Source organism: Methylobacterium sp. 88A (assembly GCF_000376345.1).
GTDB classification, from domain to species: domain Bacteria; phylum Pseudomonadota; class Alphaproteobacteria; order Rhizobiales; family Beijerinckiaceae; genus Methylobacterium; species Methylobacterium bullatum.
In genome coordinates this window covers 4272450-4292963 of sequence record NZ_AQVT01000001.1, presented here as the reverse complement: position 1 = coordinate 4292963, position 20514 = coordinate 4272450, and the positions used below count along the sequence as shown (strand labels likewise).

The 20514-nt window shown below is 71.6% G+C and carries 7 protein-coding genes; 6 read left to right on the top strand and 1 reads right to left on the bottom strand.

What is annotated here, in order from left to right; all coding sequences use genetic code 11:
• The first annotated feature begins 10 nt into the window (after window positions 1–10).
• On the top strand, window positions 11–9748 hold the full coding sequence (locus tag A3OM_RS0120445; RefSeq protein ID WP_018045648.1) for a non-ribosomal peptide synthetase: 9738 nt from the start codon (window positions 11–13) through the stop codon (window positions 9746–9748).
• On the top strand, window positions 9749–13855 hold the full coding sequence (locus A3OM_RS24430; protein ID WP_018045647.1) for a non-ribosomal peptide synthetase: 4107 nt from the start codon (window positions 9749–9751) through the stop codon (window positions 13853–13855).
• 20 nt (window positions 13856–13875) lie between these two features.
• Here the strand turns inward: A3OM_RS24430 and A3OM_RS0120435 are convergent, their stop codons facing one another.
• Complete coding sequence (locus A3OM_RS0120435) at window positions 13876–14670, bottom strand: GNAT family N-acetyltransferase (protein ID WP_018045646.1); 795 nt, start codon at window positions 14668–14670, stop codon at window positions 13876–13878.
• Between the two features lie 496 nt (window positions 14671–15166).
• On the opposite strand from A3OM_RS0120435, the gene A3OM_RS0120430 reads away from it, so the two are divergent.
• The 4 genes from A3OM_RS0120430 (at window position 15167) to fhuB (ending at window position 20462) form a co-directional block, all read left to right on the top strand.
• Window positions 15167–16234: a siderophore-interacting protein gene (locus A3OM_RS0120430; RefSeq protein WP_018045645.1), complete on the top strand. Its 1068-nt coding sequence runs from the start codon at window positions 15167–15169 to the stop codon at window positions 16232–16234.
• A 41-nt stretch (window positions 16235–16275) separates the two neighbouring features.
• The gene (locus tag A3OM_RS0120425) at window positions 16276–17565 is read left to right on the top strand and encodes an MFS transporter (protein WP_018045644.1); all 1290 of its coding nucleotides are present in this window, start codon (window positions 16276–16278) and stop codon (window positions 17563–17565) included.
• 70 nt (window positions 17566–17635) lie between these two features.
• Entirely contained in the window at window positions 17636–18451 is an 816-nt protein-coding gene (locus A3OM_RS0120420) for an ABC transporter substrate-binding protein (RefSeq protein WP_245257812.1), read from the top strand.
• Window positions 18444–20462 carry a Fe(3+)-hydroxamate ABC transporter permease FhuB gene (gene fhuB, locus A3OM_RS0120415; RefSeq protein WP_018045642.1) on the top strand — a complete coding sequence of 673 codons (2019 nt, stop codon included), beginning with the start codon at window positions 18444–18446 and terminating at the stop codon, window positions 20460–20462. The genes A3OM_RS0120420 and fhuB overlap by 8 nt, the downstream gene beginning before the upstream one ends.
• The last annotated feature ends 52 nt before the right edge of the window (window positions 20463–20514 follow it).

Sequence of the window (20514 nt, the reverse complement as noted above, 5' to 3'; positions counted from 1 at the left end):
ACCAGGACACATGATGACCGACGGTTTCCCGCGCGCGTCGTTGGCGGTCCCGCCCGCCACGGACTTCGTCAGTCACCTGCGCTGGCTGGCCGAGGCCCATGGCGAGGTCTCCGCCCTTCATTTCCTCGACGACCCGCAGCGGGGCGAGGTCACGGTCACCTATGCGGAGCTCCACCGTCGGGCGCGCGCCATCGCCGCGCGGCTTCGGCAATCGGCGAAGCCCGGCGACCGGGTCTGCCTCCTGCTCGATACCGGGCTCGACTACGTGGCGGGCTTTTTCGGTTGCCTGCAGGCCGGCCTCATCGCCGTCCCGGTGTTCCCGCCCGAGCCGCGCCGGGCGCAGCATCAGGCGCGCATCGCCGCGATCATCGATGACGCCGAGCCGGCGCTGATCCTCGTCCATCGCGACGACGCGGACTCCGTTCACGCCATGCTCGCCACGGCGGGAATCCGCAGCGCGGTCCTGCCGGTGGAGGACATCTCGGCGGACGAATCCGGCGACGCGGAGCCCGCCGGTCGGCTCGAGGCGGCGCCGTTGCCGGAGGACGTCGCCTTCCTGCAATACACGTCGGGCTCCACGGCCGTGCCCAAGGGCGTGGTCGTCAGTCACGCCAACCTCGTCGCCAACGAGCGGCTGATCCGGGTCGGGTTCGACTTCCGTCCCGACGACGTCATGGTGAGCTGGCTTCCGCTCTATCACGACATGGGTCTGATCGGCGGCATGCTGCAGCCGATCTACGCGGGCATCCTGGGCGTTCTCATGTCGCCCAAGCATTTCCTCGGCCGACCGGCGCGCTGGCTGGAGGCCATCCACCATCATCGCGGCACGGTGAGCGGCGGTCCCGATTTCGCGTTCCGCCTATGCCAGGACAGGGTCGACGACGAGACCGTCGCGCGGCTCGACCTGTCCAGCTGGCAGATCGCCTTCTCGGGCTCGGAAATGGTCCGGGCCTCCACCATGGCCGATTTCGCCCAGCGCTTCGCTCCCGCCGGTTTCGACGCCCGCGCGCTGAGGCCGTCCTACGGCCTGGCGGAAGCGACGCTCTTCCTCACCGCCGGGACGCGCGGCGAGGGCATGCGGTCCCTCGACCTCGATCCCGCCACCCTCGCGGAAGGCCGCGCCGTCGCTGCGGCGGACGGCACCCGGCTGGTGGATTGCGGCTTCGAGCAGCCCGGGCATCCGATCCACATCGCCGGTTCCGATGGGGAATCGCTGCCGGACGGGACCATCGGCGAGGTCGTCGTCTCCGGTCCGAGCCTCGCCCAGGGCTATTGGCGCAACCCGGACGCGACGGCGGCCGCCTTCGTCGAACGGCACGGCGTGCGCTGCCTGAGGACGGGCGATCTCGGCTTCCTGCACCGTGGCCGGCTCTTCCTCGTCGGGCGCGAGAAGGACCTCATCATCCTGCGTGGCCAGAACGTCTATCCGCAGGACGTGGAGCGGGTGGTGGAGCAGGGCGTCGACATCCTGCGCCGAGGCCGGATCGCCGCCTTCGCCATCGAGCGCGACGGCCGCGAGGGCATCGGCGTGGCGGTGGAGGTGTCGCGCACCGTCCAGAAGCTCGCCGCGCCCGAGGCGATCGCCTCGCTGGTATCGGAGGCCGTCGCCGATGCCTTCCTCGAGACCGCGCGCGTCGTGGTCCTGCTCAATCCCGGCGGCCTGCCGCGCACATCCAGCGGGAAGATTCAGCGCGGCGCCACGCGGCGCGGGTGGGAGACGGGCGCCCTCGACGCCTACGCGGTGGTGGAGGGCGGTCGGCGCATCGATGCGGAAAGCGCGCCGGAATCCGGTGAGACCATGGCCCTGGCCGGGCTGGACGCGCGCCTCGCCGCGATCTGGTCCGTCATCCTCGACCGGCGCGACCTCACCCGCGACAGTCATTTCTTCGCCCTCGGCGGCAATTCCATCGCGGCCATCGGGATGCTCACCGAGCTGCGCGCGGCCATCGGCATCGCGATCCCGCCGCAGACCCTGTTCGCGCATCCCCGGCTCGGGGCTTTCGCCGATGCGGTCGGGGCGGAGATCGCGACCGGCACCACGGCTCTCGTGATCGCTCCGGCCCCCCGTGACGGAGCGCTTCCCCTGTCGCTGGCGCAGGAGCGGCTCTGGTTCGAGGCCGAATTCGGCGATGACGAGCGCCATCATATCGCCGGCGGAATTCACCTCCACGGCGCCCTCGACCGGAGCGCCCTGGACCGCAGCCTCGCTGCCCTCGTGGCACGGCACGAGGCCTTCCGCACCCGTCTGCACCGCCGCCCCGACGGCCGGGCCGAGCAGGTGATCGTGGCCGGCTGCGAGGTCGCGTTGCCCGAGACCGATCTGACCGGGTTCGACGCGCATGAGCGCGAGGAGCGGTTCGCGGCCCTCTGCCGTGAGGCGGCGGAACGCCCCTTCACCCTCGCCGGCGGCCCGCTCGCGCGCTTTGCCCTGGTCCGCCTCGGCGGGGCCCATCACGTTCTCCTGGTGACCCTGCACCACATCGTGTCCGATGGCTGGTCCATGGGCGTGATCCTGCGGGAATGGCCGGCGCTCTATCGGGCTGAGGCGGAGGGCCTGCCCACCGGTCTGCCCCCCCTTACGATCCAGCCGGCCGATATCGCCGCCTGGCAGGCGAGCGAACCACGCGCCGATGCCATGGAGTCCGACCTCGCCTGGTGGCGCGAACGCCTCGGCGGGCCCGAACCCGATCTGTCGCTCTCCGATCGCCAGAGGCGGGTCGGAATACCCGACCGCGTCCTCCGTCACGGTTTCACGATCGGCGAGGGGGTGAGCCGTCGGGTCGCGGCCCTGGCGGGTGAGACGGGCACCTCGCCCTTCACGGTCCTGCTCGGCGCCTTCGCCCTCTTCCTGCATCGCTATGGCGACACCCGGAGCCTGCGCATCGCCATGCCCGTGGCGGGTCGCCATCTGCCGGGCGTCGAACACCTCGTCGGGGTGTTCGTGAACACACTGGTCCTGCCTGTGTCGATCGACCCGGCATCGCCGGGACGCAACGTCATTAGTCAGCTATGGACCTTGCTGACCGACGCCTTGGCGCATCAGGATCTGCCCTTCGAGCGACTGGTGGAGGCGCTGCAGCCGGAACGCATTCCCGGCCGGGCACCCCTTGCCCGCGTGATGATCAGCCAACAGCCGGCGACCCTGGGCGATCTCGGTACCGTCGCCGGCCTTAAGCTCGAAGCATTCGGGCAGGATACCGGCACGCCCGCCTACGATTTCGTCCTGGAAGTATCGGAGAAGGACGGCGGCCTGTCCGCGACCTTCGCCTATTCCAAAGTCCTTTTCGACCCTGCCACCATCGCCCGGTTCGAGGAGGGCTATCGCGCCTTGCTCGACGGCCTGACCGGCACCCCGGCCCATCGCATCGACACGCTCGAACTGGTCCCGGCCTCGTCCCTCGCTTCGCTGTCCTCGCCCTACGCGGATGGGATGCCGCTGTCGGATTCGCTGGTGCCGGCGCTGATCGGCGCTGCGGCCCAGGCCGATCCCGACGCTCCGGCGGTGATCTGCGGGCCGCGCATCACCACGTTCGGCGAGCTCGACCGGGCCGCCAACCGCCTCGCCCACCGGTTGATCCGGGTCGGCATCGGCCCCGAGACCGTGGTCGCCGTGGCCCTGCCGCGCGGGCCGGACCAGATCGCCGCCTTCCTCGCCATCCTGCGGGCCGGGGGCGCGTTCCTGCCCCTCGATCCGGCCCAGCCGAGGGCGCGCCTCTCCGCCCTCCTGCGCGATGCCGGCGCCCGCCTGCTGCTGGTTCAGGGTCCGGCCCTCGACGGGCTGGCGCAAGAGTCCGGAATGGGAGAGGCCGGTAGCCTGGACCCGTCCCGCATCGACCTCTTGTCAGAGCCCGGGACCGCGCCGTCCCGCACGGCCCATCCGGAGCAGCTCGCCTACGTGATCTATACCTCCGGCTCCACCGGGACCCCCAAGGGCGTCGCCGTGGCGCATGGACCCCTGGCCCGGCACGTGCGGGCCACGGGGGCCGTCTACGGCACGAACCGGGAGACGCGCGAACTCCACGTCCTGTCGATGAGCTTCGACGGGGCGCAGGAGCGCTGGATGGTGCCGCTGGCCTTCGGTGGCTGCGTCGTGCTCAAGCCGGACGGATTGTGGACCCCGCGCGAGGCGCTGGACGCCATGGAGCGTCACGGCGTCACCCATGCGGGGTTCCCCACCGCCTACATGCACCAATTGGCGATCGAGGCCGCCAGCGGCCCGCGCCCGAGCCGGCGCTCCTACGCGTTCGGCGGCGAGGCCCTGTCGCGGGAGAGCTTCGCGCTGATCGGCCGGGCGCTCGACCCGACACTGCTGATCAACGGCTACGGCCCCACCGAGACGGTGATCTCGCCCCTGGTGTGGCGGGCCCGGGCCGGGGACGCGGTGGAGGGGGCCTACGCGCCCATCGGCCGGGCAGTGGGGGACCGGCGGGCCTACATCCTCGACGCGGCGTTGCAGCCGGTGCCGGTGGGCGTAACTGGGGAACTGCATCTGGGCGGCGACGGTCTGGCGCGGGGCTATCTCGGCCGGGCCGGGCAGACGGCGGACCGGTTCATCCCCGATCCGTTCCCGGACCTGTCGGGCCGGGACGGCGGCCGGCTCTACCGCACCGGGGATCTGGCGCGCTGGCGGGCGGACGGGACGGTGGAGTATCTCGGCCGGGCCGACGCGCAGGTGAAGCTGCGCGGGTTCCGGATCGAACTCGGCGAGGTGGAAGCGGCGCTGCTGGCGCAGGAGACCGTGGCGGGCGCGGCGGCGGCGTTGCGCCAGGGGCCGGCGGGTCCGCTGCTGATGGCCTACGTTGTCAATGCGGCCGGGGCGGATTTCGACGCCGCAGCGCTTCGGGCGGATCTGGCCCGGCGGTTGCCGGACTACATGGTGCCGAGCCGGATCGTGGCGCTGGATCGCTTGCCGCTGACGCCCAACGGCAAGCTCGACCGCGCGGCCCTGCCAGAGCCCGCGCCCCTGGTCGAGGCGACGGGCGGCCCCTCGCGCCCGCTCACCGCCACCGAGACGGTAGTGGCCGAGATCTGGGCCAAGGCCCTCGGCCTCCCCGCCATCCCGCCCGACCGGAACTTCTTCGAGGCCGGCGGCGATTCCATCCTCAGCCTGCAGATCGTCGCCCGCCTGCGCGAAGCGGGCTTTGCCGTGACGCCGCGCCAGATCTTCGAGCATCAGACCGTCACCGCCCTGGCCCGCGTCATCGCCCGGCCCGATGGGGCGGAGACGACGGTGTCCGTCCCGGAAGGCCCTGCGCCGCTCACGCCCATCCAGCATTGGTTCTTCGAACAGCCAATGGCCCGCCGGGACCATTGGAATCAATCCCTCGAACTCGATGCCCGCGTGAGGCTCGACGCCGATCGCCTCGGCGACGCGCTTGCGGCCCTGGTGGCCCATCACGAAGCGTTGCGCTACGCCTTCGGCCGCGATGCGACCGGAGCCTGGATCCAGGAGCCGGTATCGGCCGAGATGCTCGCCAAGCCCCTGTCCATCGTCGAAGTGGAGAGCGACGACGAGGCACGGGTCTGCTTCCTCGCCGCCGAGCGCAGCCTCAACCTCGCCGATGGCCGCGTCTTCGCCGCCATCCTGGCGAACTTCCCCGATGGGCGTCAGCGCCTGCTTCTCACGGCCCATCACCTCGTCGTGGATGCCGTGTCGTGGCGCATCCTCGTCTCCGACCTCGACCTGCTCTACCGGGGAGACGCATCGGCGCCCGCCGTCGCGACGCCCTTCCGGGCCTGGGCTTACCGTCTGCGAGATCACGCGGCGGAGATCGCCGGTCGCAGCGAGGCTTGGGCGTCCGCGCCTTCGGCCGCGCGCCTTCCCGTCGACCGACCCGAAGGCGCGCGTGACCAGCATCACGCCGCGACGAGGACCCTCGTCCTCGACCCCTCCCTCATGGCTGGGCTCGATCGCCTGCGCACGGCCTACGGGATGCGGCTCGACGAAGTCCTCCTCGCCGGCCTGTCCCGCGCCGTCGCCGCCTGGTCGGGGCACTCGACGCTGGGCGTCACCCTGGAGCGCCACGGCCGGGACGGGGACGCCACGAACCTTCCCCTCGATCGGACGGTCGGCTGGTTCACCACCCTGGTTCCGATCACCCTGTCGGTATCAGGCGATGTCGGGCGCGATGCGAAGTCGACTAAGGAAGCGGTGCGAACCCTCCCCGGGGACAGCTCCGGCTACTCGGTCCTGCGCTACCTCGGCCCGGAATCATTGCGTGCGAAACTCTCGGCCCAGCCCTGGCCGGAGGTGACGTTCAATCACCTCGGCACCGTCGCCGAGATCGATGCCGGTGCCCTGTTCTCCATCGATGCCGGATCGATGCGGCTGTCGGCGGATCCCGCCGCACCTCTCGGCGCCGAGCTGATCGTCGACAGCTTCCTGCGGGACGGCGCGGTCACCCTGCGCCTCGGCTACAGCGCCGCCCGTTTCGACGGGGCCACTATCGACCGCCTCGCCGAAAGGCTCGGTGCCGCGTTCTCCGCCCTCGCCGAGCACGGCCTCGACCCCATGGCCGGCGGTGCGACACCGTCCGATTTCCCCCTGGCCGCCCTGACGCAGGACCGGATCGACGGCCTCGATCTGCGGGACGTGACGGACATCTATCCGTTGACACCGACGCAGGGCGGAATCCTGTTCCACGCGCTGGCCGCGCCGGAAGCGGGTCTCTACGTGAACCAACTCGGCGTCACGATCCGCAACCTCGACCCCGACCGGTTCGCGGCGGCCTGGCGTGCGGGCGTCGCACGCCATCCGATCCTGCGTACGAGCTTCCTCTGGACCGGCGACCTCGCCGCTCCGCTCCAGCTCGTGCATGCCTCCGCCGAGCTGCCGATTACTCGGCTCGACCTGAGCGACCGCGCCGACGCCGATCTCGACGCGCTGGCGCGGGCCGAGCGCGCCCGCGGCTTCGACCTCGCGCAGGCACCGCTCATGCGCCTCCTTTTGGTCGATCTCGGCCAAGACCGGCACCGGCTGATCTGGACCTGCCACCATCTTCTCCTCGATGGATGGAGCAATGCGCGCCTGATCTCCGAGGTGCTGCGCCACTATGCCGGAGAGGTGGTCGAGGCACCGACCCGCCTGTTCCGCGAGCACCTGACCCGGCTGTCGCAAGGCGACCGCGGCGCCGACGAGGCATTCTGGCGCGAGGCCCTGGCCGGGCTGGACGAGCCGAGCCTCCTCGCCCCGGCTCTGTCCGGCGAGACGGGGGCGAGCGGGCACATCGCCATCGACACCGCCCTCGGCGAGGCGCGGACCGACCGCCTCCAGGCTTTCGCCCGGCGCGAGACGGTGACGTTGAACACGGTGTTCGAGGCGGCCTGGGCGCTCACCTTGAGCCGCTTCACCGGGCGCTCCACCGTGGCCTTCGGCACCACAGGATCGGGCCGCCCGCCGGATGACGGCGGAATGCACGGGGTGCTCGGCCTGTTCATCAACACGGTGCCGCGTTGCGTCGGCCTGCCCGGACATCTGAACGTGGGGGACTGGCTGCGTCGGCTGCAAGGCGAGGCGGCGGCCCTGCGCGAGCACGATCTCGCTTCGCTGGCCGACATCCAGGCCTGGGTCGGGCGCGGCGGGCAGCCGCTGTTCGACAGCCTCCTCGTCGTCGAGAACTACCCCCTCGACGCCGTGGTCCGCGACCGCAGCCTCGGCGGCCTGGAATTCGGCCCGGTCGCGACCCTCGAAGCGACCGACGTTCCCCTCACCCTGTCGCTTCTCCTCGACGGCGCGCCGCGCCTGAACTGGAGCATCGACCAGGCCCGCATCTCCTCCGCCGAGGTCCGGCGCCTGAACGCGCAGGTGCTTCACATCCTCGATGCCCTGATGGATGCGGCCGACACGCCCCTCGATGCCCTCACCCTCGTCCCGCCCGACGAAATCGAGGCGGCACGGCATCGGGCCGCCGTCCTCCGGCCATCGCCGGCCGAGCCCGCGATCCATCTCCGAATCGCTTGGCAGGCGGGTCGGCGACCGCAGGCCGTGGCCGTCACTTGCGAGGGTGAGCAGGCGACCTATGCCGACCTCGAGACCAGAGCGGCCCGTCTCGCGCGGCGTCTCGTCCGCGAAGGGGTGCGGCCGGGCGATCTCGTCGGTCTCTGCGCCGAGCGCTCGATATCGCTCGTCGTCGGCATCCTGGCGATCCTGAAGAGCGGAGCCGGCTATGTTCCCCTCGACCCGGCCTATCCGGCCGACCGCCTCGCCTTCATGCTCGCCGATTGCGGGGCCCGGCACGTGCTCGCCACGGCCGGCCTCGTCGACAGCCTGCCGGAGGGCGGCCCCAGCCCGATCCTGATGGACGGTCCTGCGGCGTCCGAGGACCGAGGCACGCCGCTGCCTCCGGCACCCCATCCGGATCAGCCGGCCTACGTGATCTATACGTCCGGCTCCACCGGCCGGCCGAAGGGCGTCGTGGTCACCCATGCCAACGCGGCGCGACTGCTGACCACCACGCAGGAGGATTTCGCCTTCGCCGAGGACGACGTCTGGACGCTGTTCCATTCCTACGGGTTCGATTTCTCGGTCTGGGAGACTTTTGGCGCGCTCTGTCATGGCGGGCGGCTCGTGGTGGTGCCGCGCGAGGTGGCGCGGGCGGCGGACGCGTTCCTCGACCTTCTCGTCCGCGAGGGCGTGACGGTGCTGAACCAGACCCCGTCCGCTTTCCGGCCGCTGATGCAGGCCGCCCTCGCGCGGCCCCGGGGACTGGCGCTACGCCACGTCGTCTTCGGTGGGGAGGCGCTCGACGTATCCGCCCTGCGGCCGTGGTTCGAGCGGTTCGGCGATGCCTCGCCCCGTCTGGTGAACATGTACGGCATCACCGAGACCACGGTTCACGTGACCTATCGACCGCTCGTAGCCGACGACGCGAATCGGGCCGACAGCCCCATCGGCGAGGCCCTGCCGGATCTCACCCTGCATCTCCTCGACGCCGCCCTCGACCCCGTGCCCGATGGGGTCGCAGGCGAGTTGCATGTGGGCGGCGCCGGTCTGGCGCAGGGCTATCTCGGGCGGGCCGCGCTGACGGCCGAGCGCTTCGTGCCGGACCCGTTCGGGCCACCGGGGGCGCGCCTCTATCGCAGCGGCGATCTCGCCGTGCGGCGGCCGGACGGCACGCTGGCCTATCTCGGACGGGCCGACGGGCAGGTGAAGCTGCGCGGGTTCCGGATCGAGACGGGGGAGATCGCAGCGGCCCTGCGGGCGGAACCCGGCGTCATCGATGCCGCCGTCATCCTGCGCGACGCCGCCGGGGACAGGCACCTCGTCGCCTATGTGGTCGGCGAGGGGATCGACGCGGATGCCCTCCGTAGCGGGATCGTTCGCCGGCTACCCGCACATATGGTGCCGGCTCATATCCTGGTCGTCGCGTCTCTGCCGCTGACCCCGAACGGCAAGCTCGATCTGCGCGCCCTTCCGGCGCCGCTCGCGACCTCGCGAGGCTCGGACACGCCCGAAGGGGCCATGGAGATCGCCCTGGCGGAGATCTGGCGCGAGATCCTGGACGTCGAGAATGTGGGCCGGGACGACGACTTCTTCGCCCTCGGCGGCCATTCCCTCACCGCCGCGCAACTCGCCATGCGGGTGAAGCAGCGCCTCGGTCTCACCGTGCCGATCCGTGCCCTGTTCGAGGCCCCGACCCTGCGCGGCTACGCCCTGGCCGCGACGTCGAGCGAGGGAGCCGGGGACGGACGGGACGAGGCCGCCGACCTGTCCGACATGGACGCTCTCCTCGCCGATCTGGAGGCCTAAATGTCTGGCCAAGCCGCCGATCTCAGCCGCCGCTTCGCCCGGCTTGCCCCCGACAAGCGCAGGGTCTTCCTCGACGCCCTGGCCGCACGCGGCATCGACTTCTCGCGCCTGCCGATCGTGGCGGGGGACGAGGATGCCGGCGGCGAGAGGGTCGCTCCCCTGTCCTACGCGCAGGAGCGGCTGTGGCTGATCGGGCGGATGGGGGGGGACGCGGCCCTGCTCCATATCGCCGGGGGGCTCGATCTTTCCGGGCCGCTCGACCGGGATGCGCTGGCGCGGGCGCTCGACGCTCTAGTGGCGCGGCACCCGGCGCTGAGGACGGGGTTCCGGGCCGGGGAGACCGACGAGGTCGAGGCGGTCACCGCTTCATTCGTCGCGGCGAGCCTGCGGGAGGTCTCGCTGGAGGCCGAGGACCGGGCCTTAGCCGAGGAACGCCTCGCGTCCCTGTCGCGGGAGGAGGCACGACGGCCCTTCGATCTGGCGGCACCGCCCCTGTTCAGGGCCGTGCTGGTGCGGATGGAGGCCGAGCGCCACGTCCTCCTCCTCACGATGCACCATCTCGTCTCCGACGGCCGCTCGGTGGAGATCCTGCTCGCCGACCTGATGCGCCTCTATGTGGCGGGGGAGAGCTCGGGCCTGCCGCCGCTGCCGATCGCCTATGCCGATTACGCGCGTTGGCAGCGCGACTGGCTGGAGGCGGGCGAACTCGAGCGCCAGCTCGGCTGGTGGCGGGACCGCCTCGGGGCGACGGAGTCCGTGATCCCCCTGCCGGCCGACCGCCCGCGCCCGGCGGTCCAGAGCTTTCGCGGGGCGGCGGTGGATTTCGCGGTCGATGCCGATATCGCCGCCCGCCTCGAATCCCTGGCACGGCAGGCCGGCGCTACGACGGCGATGGTCCTGCTGGCCATCCTGTCCCTGGTGCTCCGGCGCTATACCGGCGAAGCGGACCTGCGCATCGGCGTGCCGGTGGCCAACCGAAACCGGCCGGAGACGGAGGCGCTGGTCGGCCTGTTCGTCAACACCCTGGCGATCCGGCTCGTCGTCGATCCGGCGGCCGGCGTCCTCGACCACGTGCGGGCCGTGCGCGACGCCATGGTGGATGCGCAAGGACACCAGGACCTGCCCTTCGAGCGTCTGGTGGAGGCGCTCCAGACCCGCCGGACCGTGAGCCATACTCCCGTCGTCCAGGTCATGCACAGCCACCGGGTCGAGGGGCCGTCCCGGTTCAATGTGGGCGATCTCGTCGTGTCGCCCTTCGGGCGGGGAACCGGCAACGTCCAGTTCGATGTCGTTCTGGAAACGGTGGCCGAGGCCGGCGGGGCCTTGCGCGGGGCGTTCGGCTATGCCCGCGACCTGTTCCAGCGGGACACCATGGAGCGGATGCGCGACGGCTTCCTCACCCTGCTGCGCGGCGCGGTGGAGGAGACCGGCCGCCGCGTCGATACCCTGCCGCTGGTCCCGGCCTCCTCTCTCGCTTCGCTGTCCTCGCCCTACGCGGATGGGATGCCGCTGTCGGATTCGCTGGTGCCGGCGCTGATCGGCGCGGCGGCCCAGGCCGATCCCGAGGCGCCGGCGGTGATCTGCGGTCCGCGCACCACCACGTTCGGCGAGCTCGACCGGGCCGCCAACCGCCTCGCCCACCGGTTGATCCGGGAGGGAATCGGCCCCGAGGCCGTGGTCGCCGTGGCCCTGCCGCGTGGGCCGGACCAGATCGCCGCCTTCCTGGCCATCCTGCGGGCCGGGGGCGCCTTCCTGCCCCTCGATCCGACCCAGCCGAGGGCGCGTCTGGCCGCCCTCCTGCGCGATGCCGGCGCCCGCCTGCTGCTGGTGCAGGGCAGCGCCCTCGACGGGCTGGCGCAAGAGTCCGGAATGGGAGAGGCCGGTAGCCTGGACCCCTCCGCCCTCGATCTCGCCTCCGAGCCCGAGACCGCGCCGTCCCGCACGGCCCATCCGGAGCAGCTCGCCTACGTGATCTACACCTCCGGCTCCACAGGGACCCCCAAGGGCGTCGCCGTGGCGCACGGGCCCCTGGCCCGGCACGTGCGGGCCACGGGGGCGGTCTACGGCACGAACCGGCAGACCCGCGAACTCCACGTCCTGTCGATGAGCTTCGACGGGGCGCAGGAGCGCTGGATGGTGCCACTGGCCTTCGGCGGCTGCGTCGTGCTCAAGCCCGACGGGCTGTGGACCCCGCGCGAGGCGCTCGATGCCATGGAGCGTCACGGCGTCACCCATGCGGGCTTCCCTACCGCCTACATGCACCAGCTCGCGCTCGAGGCCGCCAGCGGCCCTCGCCCGAGCCGGCGCTCCTACGCGTTCGGCGGCGAGGCCCTGTCGCGGGAGAGCTTCGCCCTGATCGGCCGGGCGCTCGACCCGACGCTGCTGATCAACGGCTACGGACCCACCGAGACGGTGATCTCGCCCCTCGTGTGGCGGGCGCGGGCCGGGGATGCGGTGGAGGGGGCCTACGCCCCGATCGGCCGGGCGGTGGGAGACCGGCGGGCCTACATTCTTGACGCGGCGTTGCAGCCGGTGCCGGTGGGGGTGACCGGGGAGCTGCATCTGGGCGGTGACGGTCTGGCGCGGGGCTATCTCGGCCGGGCCGGGCAGACGGCGGACCGGTTCATCCCCGATCCGTTCCCGGACCTGTCGGGTCGGGAAGGGGGCCGGCTCTACCGCACCGGGGATCTGGCGCGCTGGCGGGCGGACGGGACGGTGGAGTATCTCGGGCGGGCCGACGCGCAGGTGAAGCTGCGCGGGTTCCGGATCGAGCTCGGCGAGGTCGAGGCGGCGCTGCTGGCGCAGGAGATTGTGGCGGGCGCGGCGGCGGCGTTGCGACAGGGTCCGGCGGGTCCGCTGCTGGTGGCCTACGTTGTCAATGCGGCCGGGGCGGATTTCGACCCCGCGGCACTCCGGGCGGAGCTCGCCCGACGCTTGCCGGACTACATGGTGCCGAGCCGGATCGTGGCGCTGGATCGGTTACCGCTGACGCCCAACGCCAAGCTCGACCGCGCGGCCCTGCCGGAGCCCGCGCCCCTGGTCGAGGCGACGGGCGGCCCCTCGCGCCCGCTCACCGCCACCGAGACCGTGGTGGCCGAGATCTGGGCCAAGGCGCTCGGCCTCCCCGCCATCCCACCCGACCAGAACTTCTTCGAGGCCGGCGCGAACTCGCTCACCGCCCTGCGCGTGCTCACCGCCCTCGGCGCGGCCTTCCCGGAGCGCAGGCCGACCATCGCCGACATCTTCAACAACCAGAGCGTCGAGACCCTGGCTGCGGCGCTCACCGCCGACGTCGTCGGCACCGCGCAGGTGGTGCGCCTGCGGGCGACGGGCGACCGCCCGGTGCTCTATTGCTTCCCCGGCCTGATGGTGAACACCCGCGAATACGCGCCCCTGGTCCGCCGCCTCGGGCCGGACCAGCCGGTCACCGGCTTCGTCTGCTACTCGCTGACCGATGCGCGCAAGAGCGTGGTCTCTGTGGAGGACATCGCCGCGCGCTATGCGGAGATCATCGAGAAGGAGAGCGCCGGACGCCCCTGCACCATGCTCGGCTGGTCCTGGGGCGGCGTCCTCGCCTACGAGGCGGCGCGGATGCTGGGCTCGCGCATCGACCTCGGCTTCGTCGGCATGCTCGACGTCTGCGACATCGATGTGAGTTTCGCCGTCGGCGCCCTGCCGGTGCTGACGCCGGAGCATCGTCGTCGCCTCCAGGAAAATGTCGCGTCCTGGCTGGAGCGCTCGCCGATGCGGGCCGACTGGGAGGACCTGTTCCGGCGCATGGACCCGGAACTCCACGAGCAGTTCCTCGCCTATGTGGCGGCCGCCCCCGATCCGCTGCCCCTTGATGGCCCAGGCGTCGGCAGCAAGGAATACGAACTCTGGACCTTCGTCGACAACACGCTGCTCTATCGCCGCTACCGGGCGGACAGGTTCGATTGTCCGATTCGGGTCTGGCTCGCCGGCAAGTCGGTGGAGCGCGGCCTGAACCACGTGGATTGGGGCCGCTACTCCAACCGGGTGGAACAGGTGACCGTGATCCCCGACGTCACCCACCGGGAGATCGTGGATTCCACGATGTTCCACGACAGTTTCGCGGCCTCGCTGTGAGGGGCGAGACCGCTATCGCGTCATCCTGCGGACGCGTCGCCATCCGAGAACACCATCAGCGTCGGGCTCGCCGCCACGGTGAAGCCGAGGCCGGCATAGAGCCGTTCCACATGGCCGCCGGCCACGCATTGGAGCATCACCGTCTCCGCGCCGGCCTGTCGGGCGCTCGCCATCGCCGCCCGCGTGACCAGGGCGCCGAGGCCGTGCCCGCGCCGCGTCGCGAGGCTGCCGACATTGTAGAGCCCGGCAAGCCAGCCTGCCCGGTAGACCGAGGCGCAGGCCACCGGAACCCCATCCGCGCTCACGGTGAGGTGGCGCGTCTCGACCCCCTCGACGGGCCGGGCATCGCGCAGCACCGGCAGGAAGACCGCCTCGGCGATCGCGTTCACGCCCACATCGTCGTAGAGGCCGCCGCAGACCGACAGGTAGCCCTCGCCGGGAGCCGCCGCCGCCTCCGTCGCGAGGGTCAGCCCCTCCGGCATGACCGGCGCCTGCACGTCCCGGCAATCGCCCAGCATCCAGCGGGTCGGGAAGGCGGCCTGCAAGTCCGGATGGGCGCTGAGCGCGTCCCCGTCCCCGTCCCCGTCTCTGTTCTGGTTGACGAGGAGGGCCGCGAGCCGGCCGCGCCGCGCGGAGGTCGCGCGGACCCAGGCCAGGTCGGTGGTCTCGACGCCGACGTTGAAACCCGGCTCCGGAATCGCGTTCGACCAGAGATAGCGCCCGCCATCAGGCGCGGTTTCGATGTCCGAGACGTAGCAGCCCGCCTGCATCAGGCAATGGGCATTGAGCATCTTGCGAAAATCGACATCGTTCATGCATTCTCCCGTTTCGGCTCGATGGCGGCAAGACTTGGCCCGTCCTGTTTCTGGCCAGAGTCAGGTTCCGGGCGAGTACCGATATGGGAGATCGCCCAGTTTTGTCGATGTTTCGTCGATCAATATTTTGTCTTTGACAATGTAGCGATAAAAGGTGGGGTCGAATGTCTCTTTAGACGGAGCGTGTTCGCGCCTGTGCTGACGGCGGGTAAAATTCTTAGCCTGCCTGTTGCGGGCGTCGCGATCACGGAGGCGGGATCGCAAAATCGAATCGGTTCTTTGCCGGGTTGCAAAGACACGGCGACAAAAGCGCGGAAAGCATTCTTGATGATGGTCGTTTTTCTATCAACTATAAATAATCGATCCGGTGCGCTTCGATGAAATCAGTCGCCTTGTTTTGCGTTGTGTGTCCGTCCGTCCTCGTTTACAGCCACCAGCCGATCCGCGGCCAGACTTCGCGCCGTCCCGCCATCGTGGAGAACACCCCGTGACAGCCATGGCTTCCGAAGCCCAGGTGCGCCTCGCCGATGCCGGGCGATACATCGCGGACCTGTGCGAGCATTTCCTCGAACACGACATCCCCGTGCTCCACGAGCCGGGACGCGGGCGGGTCGAGTTCGATGTCGGCACCGGCACTCTCGTGGCCGCCGAGGGCCTGCTCGCCCTGAAGGCGGAGGCGACCGACGAGACCTCCCTCGCCGTCGTCAAGTTCATGCTCGCCTCGCATCTCCAGGAGCTTCCCGGCGCCACGGACGCCTCCATCGTCTGGACCGGCGACGGCTGCGCCGACGAGACCATTCCGAGCCTGCGCGAGGTGACGGTTCGGCGCGTGGTCGATCTCACGCCGCATATGCGCCGGATCACCTTCGTCGGCACGGATCTGGCGCGCTACGACGCGTTCGACATGCATGTGCACGTCATCATCCCGCCCGAGGGCCACGCGCCGCAATGGCCCGTGCCGGGAATCGACGGCATCCCGGTCTGGCCGCAGGGGGAGGGCGCGCCCTCCATGCGGACCTACACGATCCGCCGTATCGATGTGGCTGCGGGCGAGATCGACATCGACTTCGTCATGCACCACGACGCCGGACCCGGCGCCTCCTTCGCCAAGCGCGCCAAGGCCGGGGACGTGGTCGGCCTGCTCGGCCCCGGCGGCCGCAGCGCCGGCGCGGCGGAGTGGTATTGTCTCGCCGCCGACGAGACCGGCCTGCCGGCCATCGGCCGCATCCTCGGGCGGCTGCCCCGCCATGTCGGCGGGGTCGCGGTGATCGAGGTCGATGGGCCGGCCGACGAACAGGCGCTCGACCGGCCGGAGGGGGTGGAGCTGCGCTGGCTCCACCGCAACGGCGCAGCGCCCGGCACGACCACGCTCCTGGCGGATGCGGTCCGGGCGATCCCGTTCCCGGAGGATCGCACGGTCTTCGCCTGGGCCGGCTCGGAATTCGACGCGTTCAAGGCCCTGCGGGCGCATTGGCGCAAGACCTGTGGCCTCACCCGTGACCAGCATCTCGCCGTGGCCTATTGGCGGCGCGGCGCCGACGAAGACGCCAAGGACGAGGACTGAAGCGTGATGTCAAAGAGCGTCATCCGAGGCGGCATGGCACCATGATGCTCGACCTGTCTCCCCTGCGGGCGAGCCGCGGGTTCCAGCTGCTCTATGCGGCGCGGGCCGCCTCGTTCCTCGCCTTCGGGGTGCTCGGCGTCGCCGTGAGCCTGCAGATGTACGCCCTCACCGCCTCGTCGCTGCAGGTGGCGTTCCTCAACGCCGCCGTCGCGGGATCGATGGCGCTGGCGCTCATCGTCGGCGGCTGGCTCGCCGACAGCTACGACCGCCGCGCGGTCATGGTCTGGTCGCGCACGGCCCATCTCCTCACCATCCTGATCCTCATGGCCAACGCCGCCCTCGCGGCCCCGATGGTCTGGCCGATCTACGCCGCGGCCGTGGTCGGCGGCTCGACCTTCGGCTTCGGCATGCCGGCGATCATGGCCGCCACCCCGGCGCTGGTCGGGCGCGAGCACCTGTCGGGGGCCGCCGCACTCACGGCCGTCGCGGCGCAGGCGGGCGCCATCGCCGGGCCGTTCCTGGCCGGGGCGATCACCGCCGGCGCGGGGCTCGTCGCGTGCTACGGAGTCGTCGCGCTCATCTCCGGCATCACGCCGATCGTGCTCGGGTTCCTGCCCCCCTTGCCGCCGCTCGCCGGCCCCTCCGCCGGAGCGCCCCTTCCCGTGCTCGCCGCCGATGAGGCCGGCTTCATGGGGGGGCTGCGCTATATCGCCCGCTCGCCCCTGGTGCTGAGCCTGCTCCTCGTCGATCTCGTCGCCCTGGTCTTCGCCGTGCCCTACGTGCTGCTGCCCGAACTCGCGACGCACGGGCTCGGCGGAGGGCCCGACAGCATCGGCCTGCTCTATGCCGCCCCTTCGGTCGGCGCGCTCTTCGGCGCCCTGGCCTCGGGCCGGGCCGGCGCGAGCCCGTTCGCCGGGCGCTGGCTCGTGGCCTGCGTGGCGATCTGGGCCTGTGCCTGCATCGCGCTGGGCTTCAGCGAGGGCATGGCTCCCGCCCTGTTCTGCCTTGCCACCCTCGGCGCGGCCGCGAGCCTCGCCGGCATCCTGCGCGCGGCCCTGATCCAGCGCGCGACGCCGGACGCGATGCTCGGCCGGGTGTCGAGCCTGTGGGTGCTGGAGGAGACGATCGGCCCGGCGCTCGGCGGCATGCAGGCGGGCACCACGGCCCATCTCGCCTCGGCGCGGATCGCCATGGCGGCGGGGGGCGGCCTGTGCCTCGCCGCCACCGCCGCCATCGCGGCGCTGACGCCCGCCCTGCGGGATGCGAGCCTCGCTCCTGAGGCCAAGGGCAAGGTCGAGGATCTCGCCCTGGCTGCCGTCGATGTCCGCTAGACGGGCCGTTGTCGGTCTGGCGGCCTGCCTCCTCGTGCTGGCCTGTCTGCCCGCGCGCGCGGAGAAAAAGATGCCCGCCCAGCCGCGCGTCGCGGCCCTCGACTGGAGCGCCGTGGAACTGCTCCTCGGCCTCGGCATCGTGCCGGTCGCGGTGACGCAGCCCGAGAACTACAACCGGACCGTGGTGGCGCCGGCGCTCCCCGACGGCGTGGTCGATCTCGGCCTCGTGGTGGAGCCCAACCTCGAAGTGCTGGCGAGCCTGAAGCCGGACCTCATCCTCGCCAACCCGATCCAGGTGGCGACGCAGGGGGGCTTTCTGTCGCGCATCGCCCCGACGGAGGCGGTCTCCATCGCCAATGCCGGGGGCGATCCCTACGAGCGGGCGAAGGCGGAGACGATGCGCATCGCCCTGCGTCTCGGCCGCGTCGATGAGGCTAAGGCCCTGGAGGCACGGACCGAGGCGATCCTCACCGAGGCGGCGGCGAGCGCCTGCCCGGCCGAGAGGCACCCCACCTACCTCGTCTGGATCGTCGACCACCGCAACATCGTGGTCTACGGCCGCACCAGCCTGTTCCAGACCGTGCTCGACCGCCTCCGGATCGCGAATGCCTGGACCGGCGCCAGCAACGCCTCCGGCTTCACGGCGGTGGGGATCGAGCAGCTCGCCATCGGCCCGGCCGATGCCCGCATCGTCCATATCGGGCCGATTCAATCCGACGCGGCCAGGGCGCTGGCCGGCAGCCGGCTCTGGCAGACGTTGCCGCCGGTGCGCGAGCATCATGTCGACGTGGTGGCCCCGGTCTGGTTCTATGGCGGCCTGCCGGCCATCGCGCGTTTCGCCGAACTGATGACCGGTCTCGCCAAGCGGGATTGCCCCCGTGGCTGAGGTGGATCTGGCCGAGCCCCGCCTCGATGCCCTCGCGCCGCCCCGGTCGCGGATCGGCGGGACGATGCTCCTCATCGGCGCGGTGGCACTCGTGGCCGGGCTCCTCACCCTGCGCACGCTCACCGCCGACATGGCCCTCGGCCCGGCGCTGAAGGCCCTGTGGAGTCCCGACTGGACCGACATCGCCCAGGTGATCCTGCACGAGAGCGTGCTGCCGCGGATCGTCACCGCCTGGCTCGCCGGCGGCGCCCTCGCTCTGTCGGGGGTGGTGCTGCAGCAGGTGCTGCGCAATCCCCTCGCCTCGCCCTCGACGCTGGGCATCTCGGCCGGGGCGCAGCTCGCTCTGGCCCTGGCCTCCCTGTTCGCGCCCGGCCTCTTCTCGCAAGGGCGGGAGGCGGTGGCGCTCTCGGGCTCCGCCCTGGCGGTGCTCGCGGTCTTCGCCCTCGGCCGCGCCAAGGGCTTCGCCCCCCTCGCGCTGCTGCTGGCCGGCCTCGTGATCGAGCTCTATTGCGGGGCGATCCAGACCCTCCTCGTGATCCTGCATCAGGAGCGGCTGTTCGGCCTGTTCGTCTGGGGCGCGGGCTCCCTCGCCATGAACGACTGGAGCGCCCCGGCCTATCTCGCGCCCCGCCTCGCGGTGGCCGCCATGCTGGTCGCGCTGATGGTGCGGCCCCTCGCGGTGCTGGATCTCGACGAGGCGAACGCCAGGAGCCTCGGGCTCTCCCTCGGCCGGGTCCGGTTCCTCGCCGTGGCCGTGGCGGTGGCGCTGGGCGGCTTCGTGGTGGCGGGGGTGGGCGTCATCGGCTTCGTGGGTTTCGCCGCGCCGATCCTCGTTCGGCTCACCGGCACGCGCACCTTGCGCGACCGCCTCGTCGCCGCGCCCCTGCTCGGGGCGGCCCTGATCTGGCTCACCGATTCCGTGGTCCTGGCGCTCGCCCCCGTCGCGCAGTTGCCGACGGGGGCGCTGGCCTCCCTCGTCGGCGTGCCGATGCTGCTCTGGCTGCTGCCGCGTCTGCGTGGCGTCGGCGCACTGCATCGCCCGGAGGGCGGCGCCTCGGCCCGGCTCGCGCGACCCTGGCGCCTGGTCCTCGTGGGAGCGGCGTCGCTGGTCCTCCTCGTCTTCGTCGCGCTGACCCTCGGCCGCGACCCCGCCGGCTGGCACTGGAGCCTCGGGGCCGGGCTCGACGCGCTGCTGCCCTGGCGCCTGCCCCGGATCGCCGCCTCGCTCGCGGCCGGCGCGATGCTGGCCATCGCCGGCACCCTGCTGCAGCGGCTCACCGGCAATCCCCTGGCGAGCCCCGAAGTGCTCGGAATCAGCTCCGGGGCCGCCCTCGGTCTCGTCGCGGTCACGATCGTCCTCGGCACGCCGGACCGGACGGCGCTGCTGGGCGCCGGCAGCCTCGGGGCGCTCGCGACCCTCCTGGCGATCCTGAGCCTCGGCCGCCGTGCAGACACCGCGCCCGAGCAGATGCTGCTGGCCGGCATCGGCCTCACCACCGGGTTCGGCGCGCTGCTCACCATCCTGATGATCAGCGGCGATCCTTCCGTGGTCATGCTGCTCGGGTGGACGGCGGGCTCCACGGCGCGGGTGGCGCCGGAGGATGCCGTGGCCGCCCTCGCCATCCTCGCCCTCGGGGCAGCATGCCTTCCCGGTCTGACCCGATGGCTCGATCTGCTACCCCTCGGCGCTCCCACCGGCCGCTCGCTCGGGCTCGACCTTCGCCGCAGCCGCCTCGCCATCCTCGTCCTGGCGGCGATCCTCACCACCGCGGCGACCCTGGTGGCGGGGCCGTTGAGCTTCGTCGGCCTCGTGGCGCCTCAGATGGCGCGGTTGACCGGCCTCACCCGCGCGGCGCCGCAACTCGCCGGTGCGGCGATCGTGGGCGCGCTCATCATGGTCGCGGCGGATTTCGTCGGGCGGATGGCGTTCTTCCCCTACCAGCTGCCCGCCGGATTGGTGGCGACCCTCGTCGGCGGGCCGTTCCTGATGTGGCTCCTGGCCCGCCGTTGATCGTCTTTCGGCAAGTTTTTTGCGACGCTTGAATTGAATTGTTCCAAAGAAG

Coding starts and splice junctions, on each gene's coding strand:
- A3OM_RS24430 (WP_018045647.1), top strand. CDS start 9,749: ATGTCTGGCCAAGCCGCCGATCTCAGCCGCCGCTTCGCCCGGCTTGCC.
- A3OM_RS0120435 (WP_018045646.1), bottom strand. CDS start 14,670: ATGAACGATGTCGATTTTCGCAAGATGCTCAATGCCCATTGCCTGATG.
- A3OM_RS0120445 (WP_018045648.1), top strand. CDS start 11: ATGATGACCGACGGTTTCCCGCGCGCGTCGTTGGCGGTCCCGCCCGCC.
- A3OM_RS0120425 (WP_018045644.1), top strand. CDS start 16,276: ATGATGCTCGACCTGTCTCCCCTGCGGGCGAGCCGCGGGTTCCAGCTG.
- A3OM_RS0120420 (WP_245257812.1), top strand. CDS start 17,636: ATGCCCGCCCAGCCGCGCGTCGCGGCCCTCGACTGGAGCGCCGTGGAA.
- A3OM_RS0120430 (WP_018045645.1), top strand. CDS start 15,167: ATGGCTTCCGAAGCCCAGGTGCGCCTCGCCGATGCCGGGCGATACATC.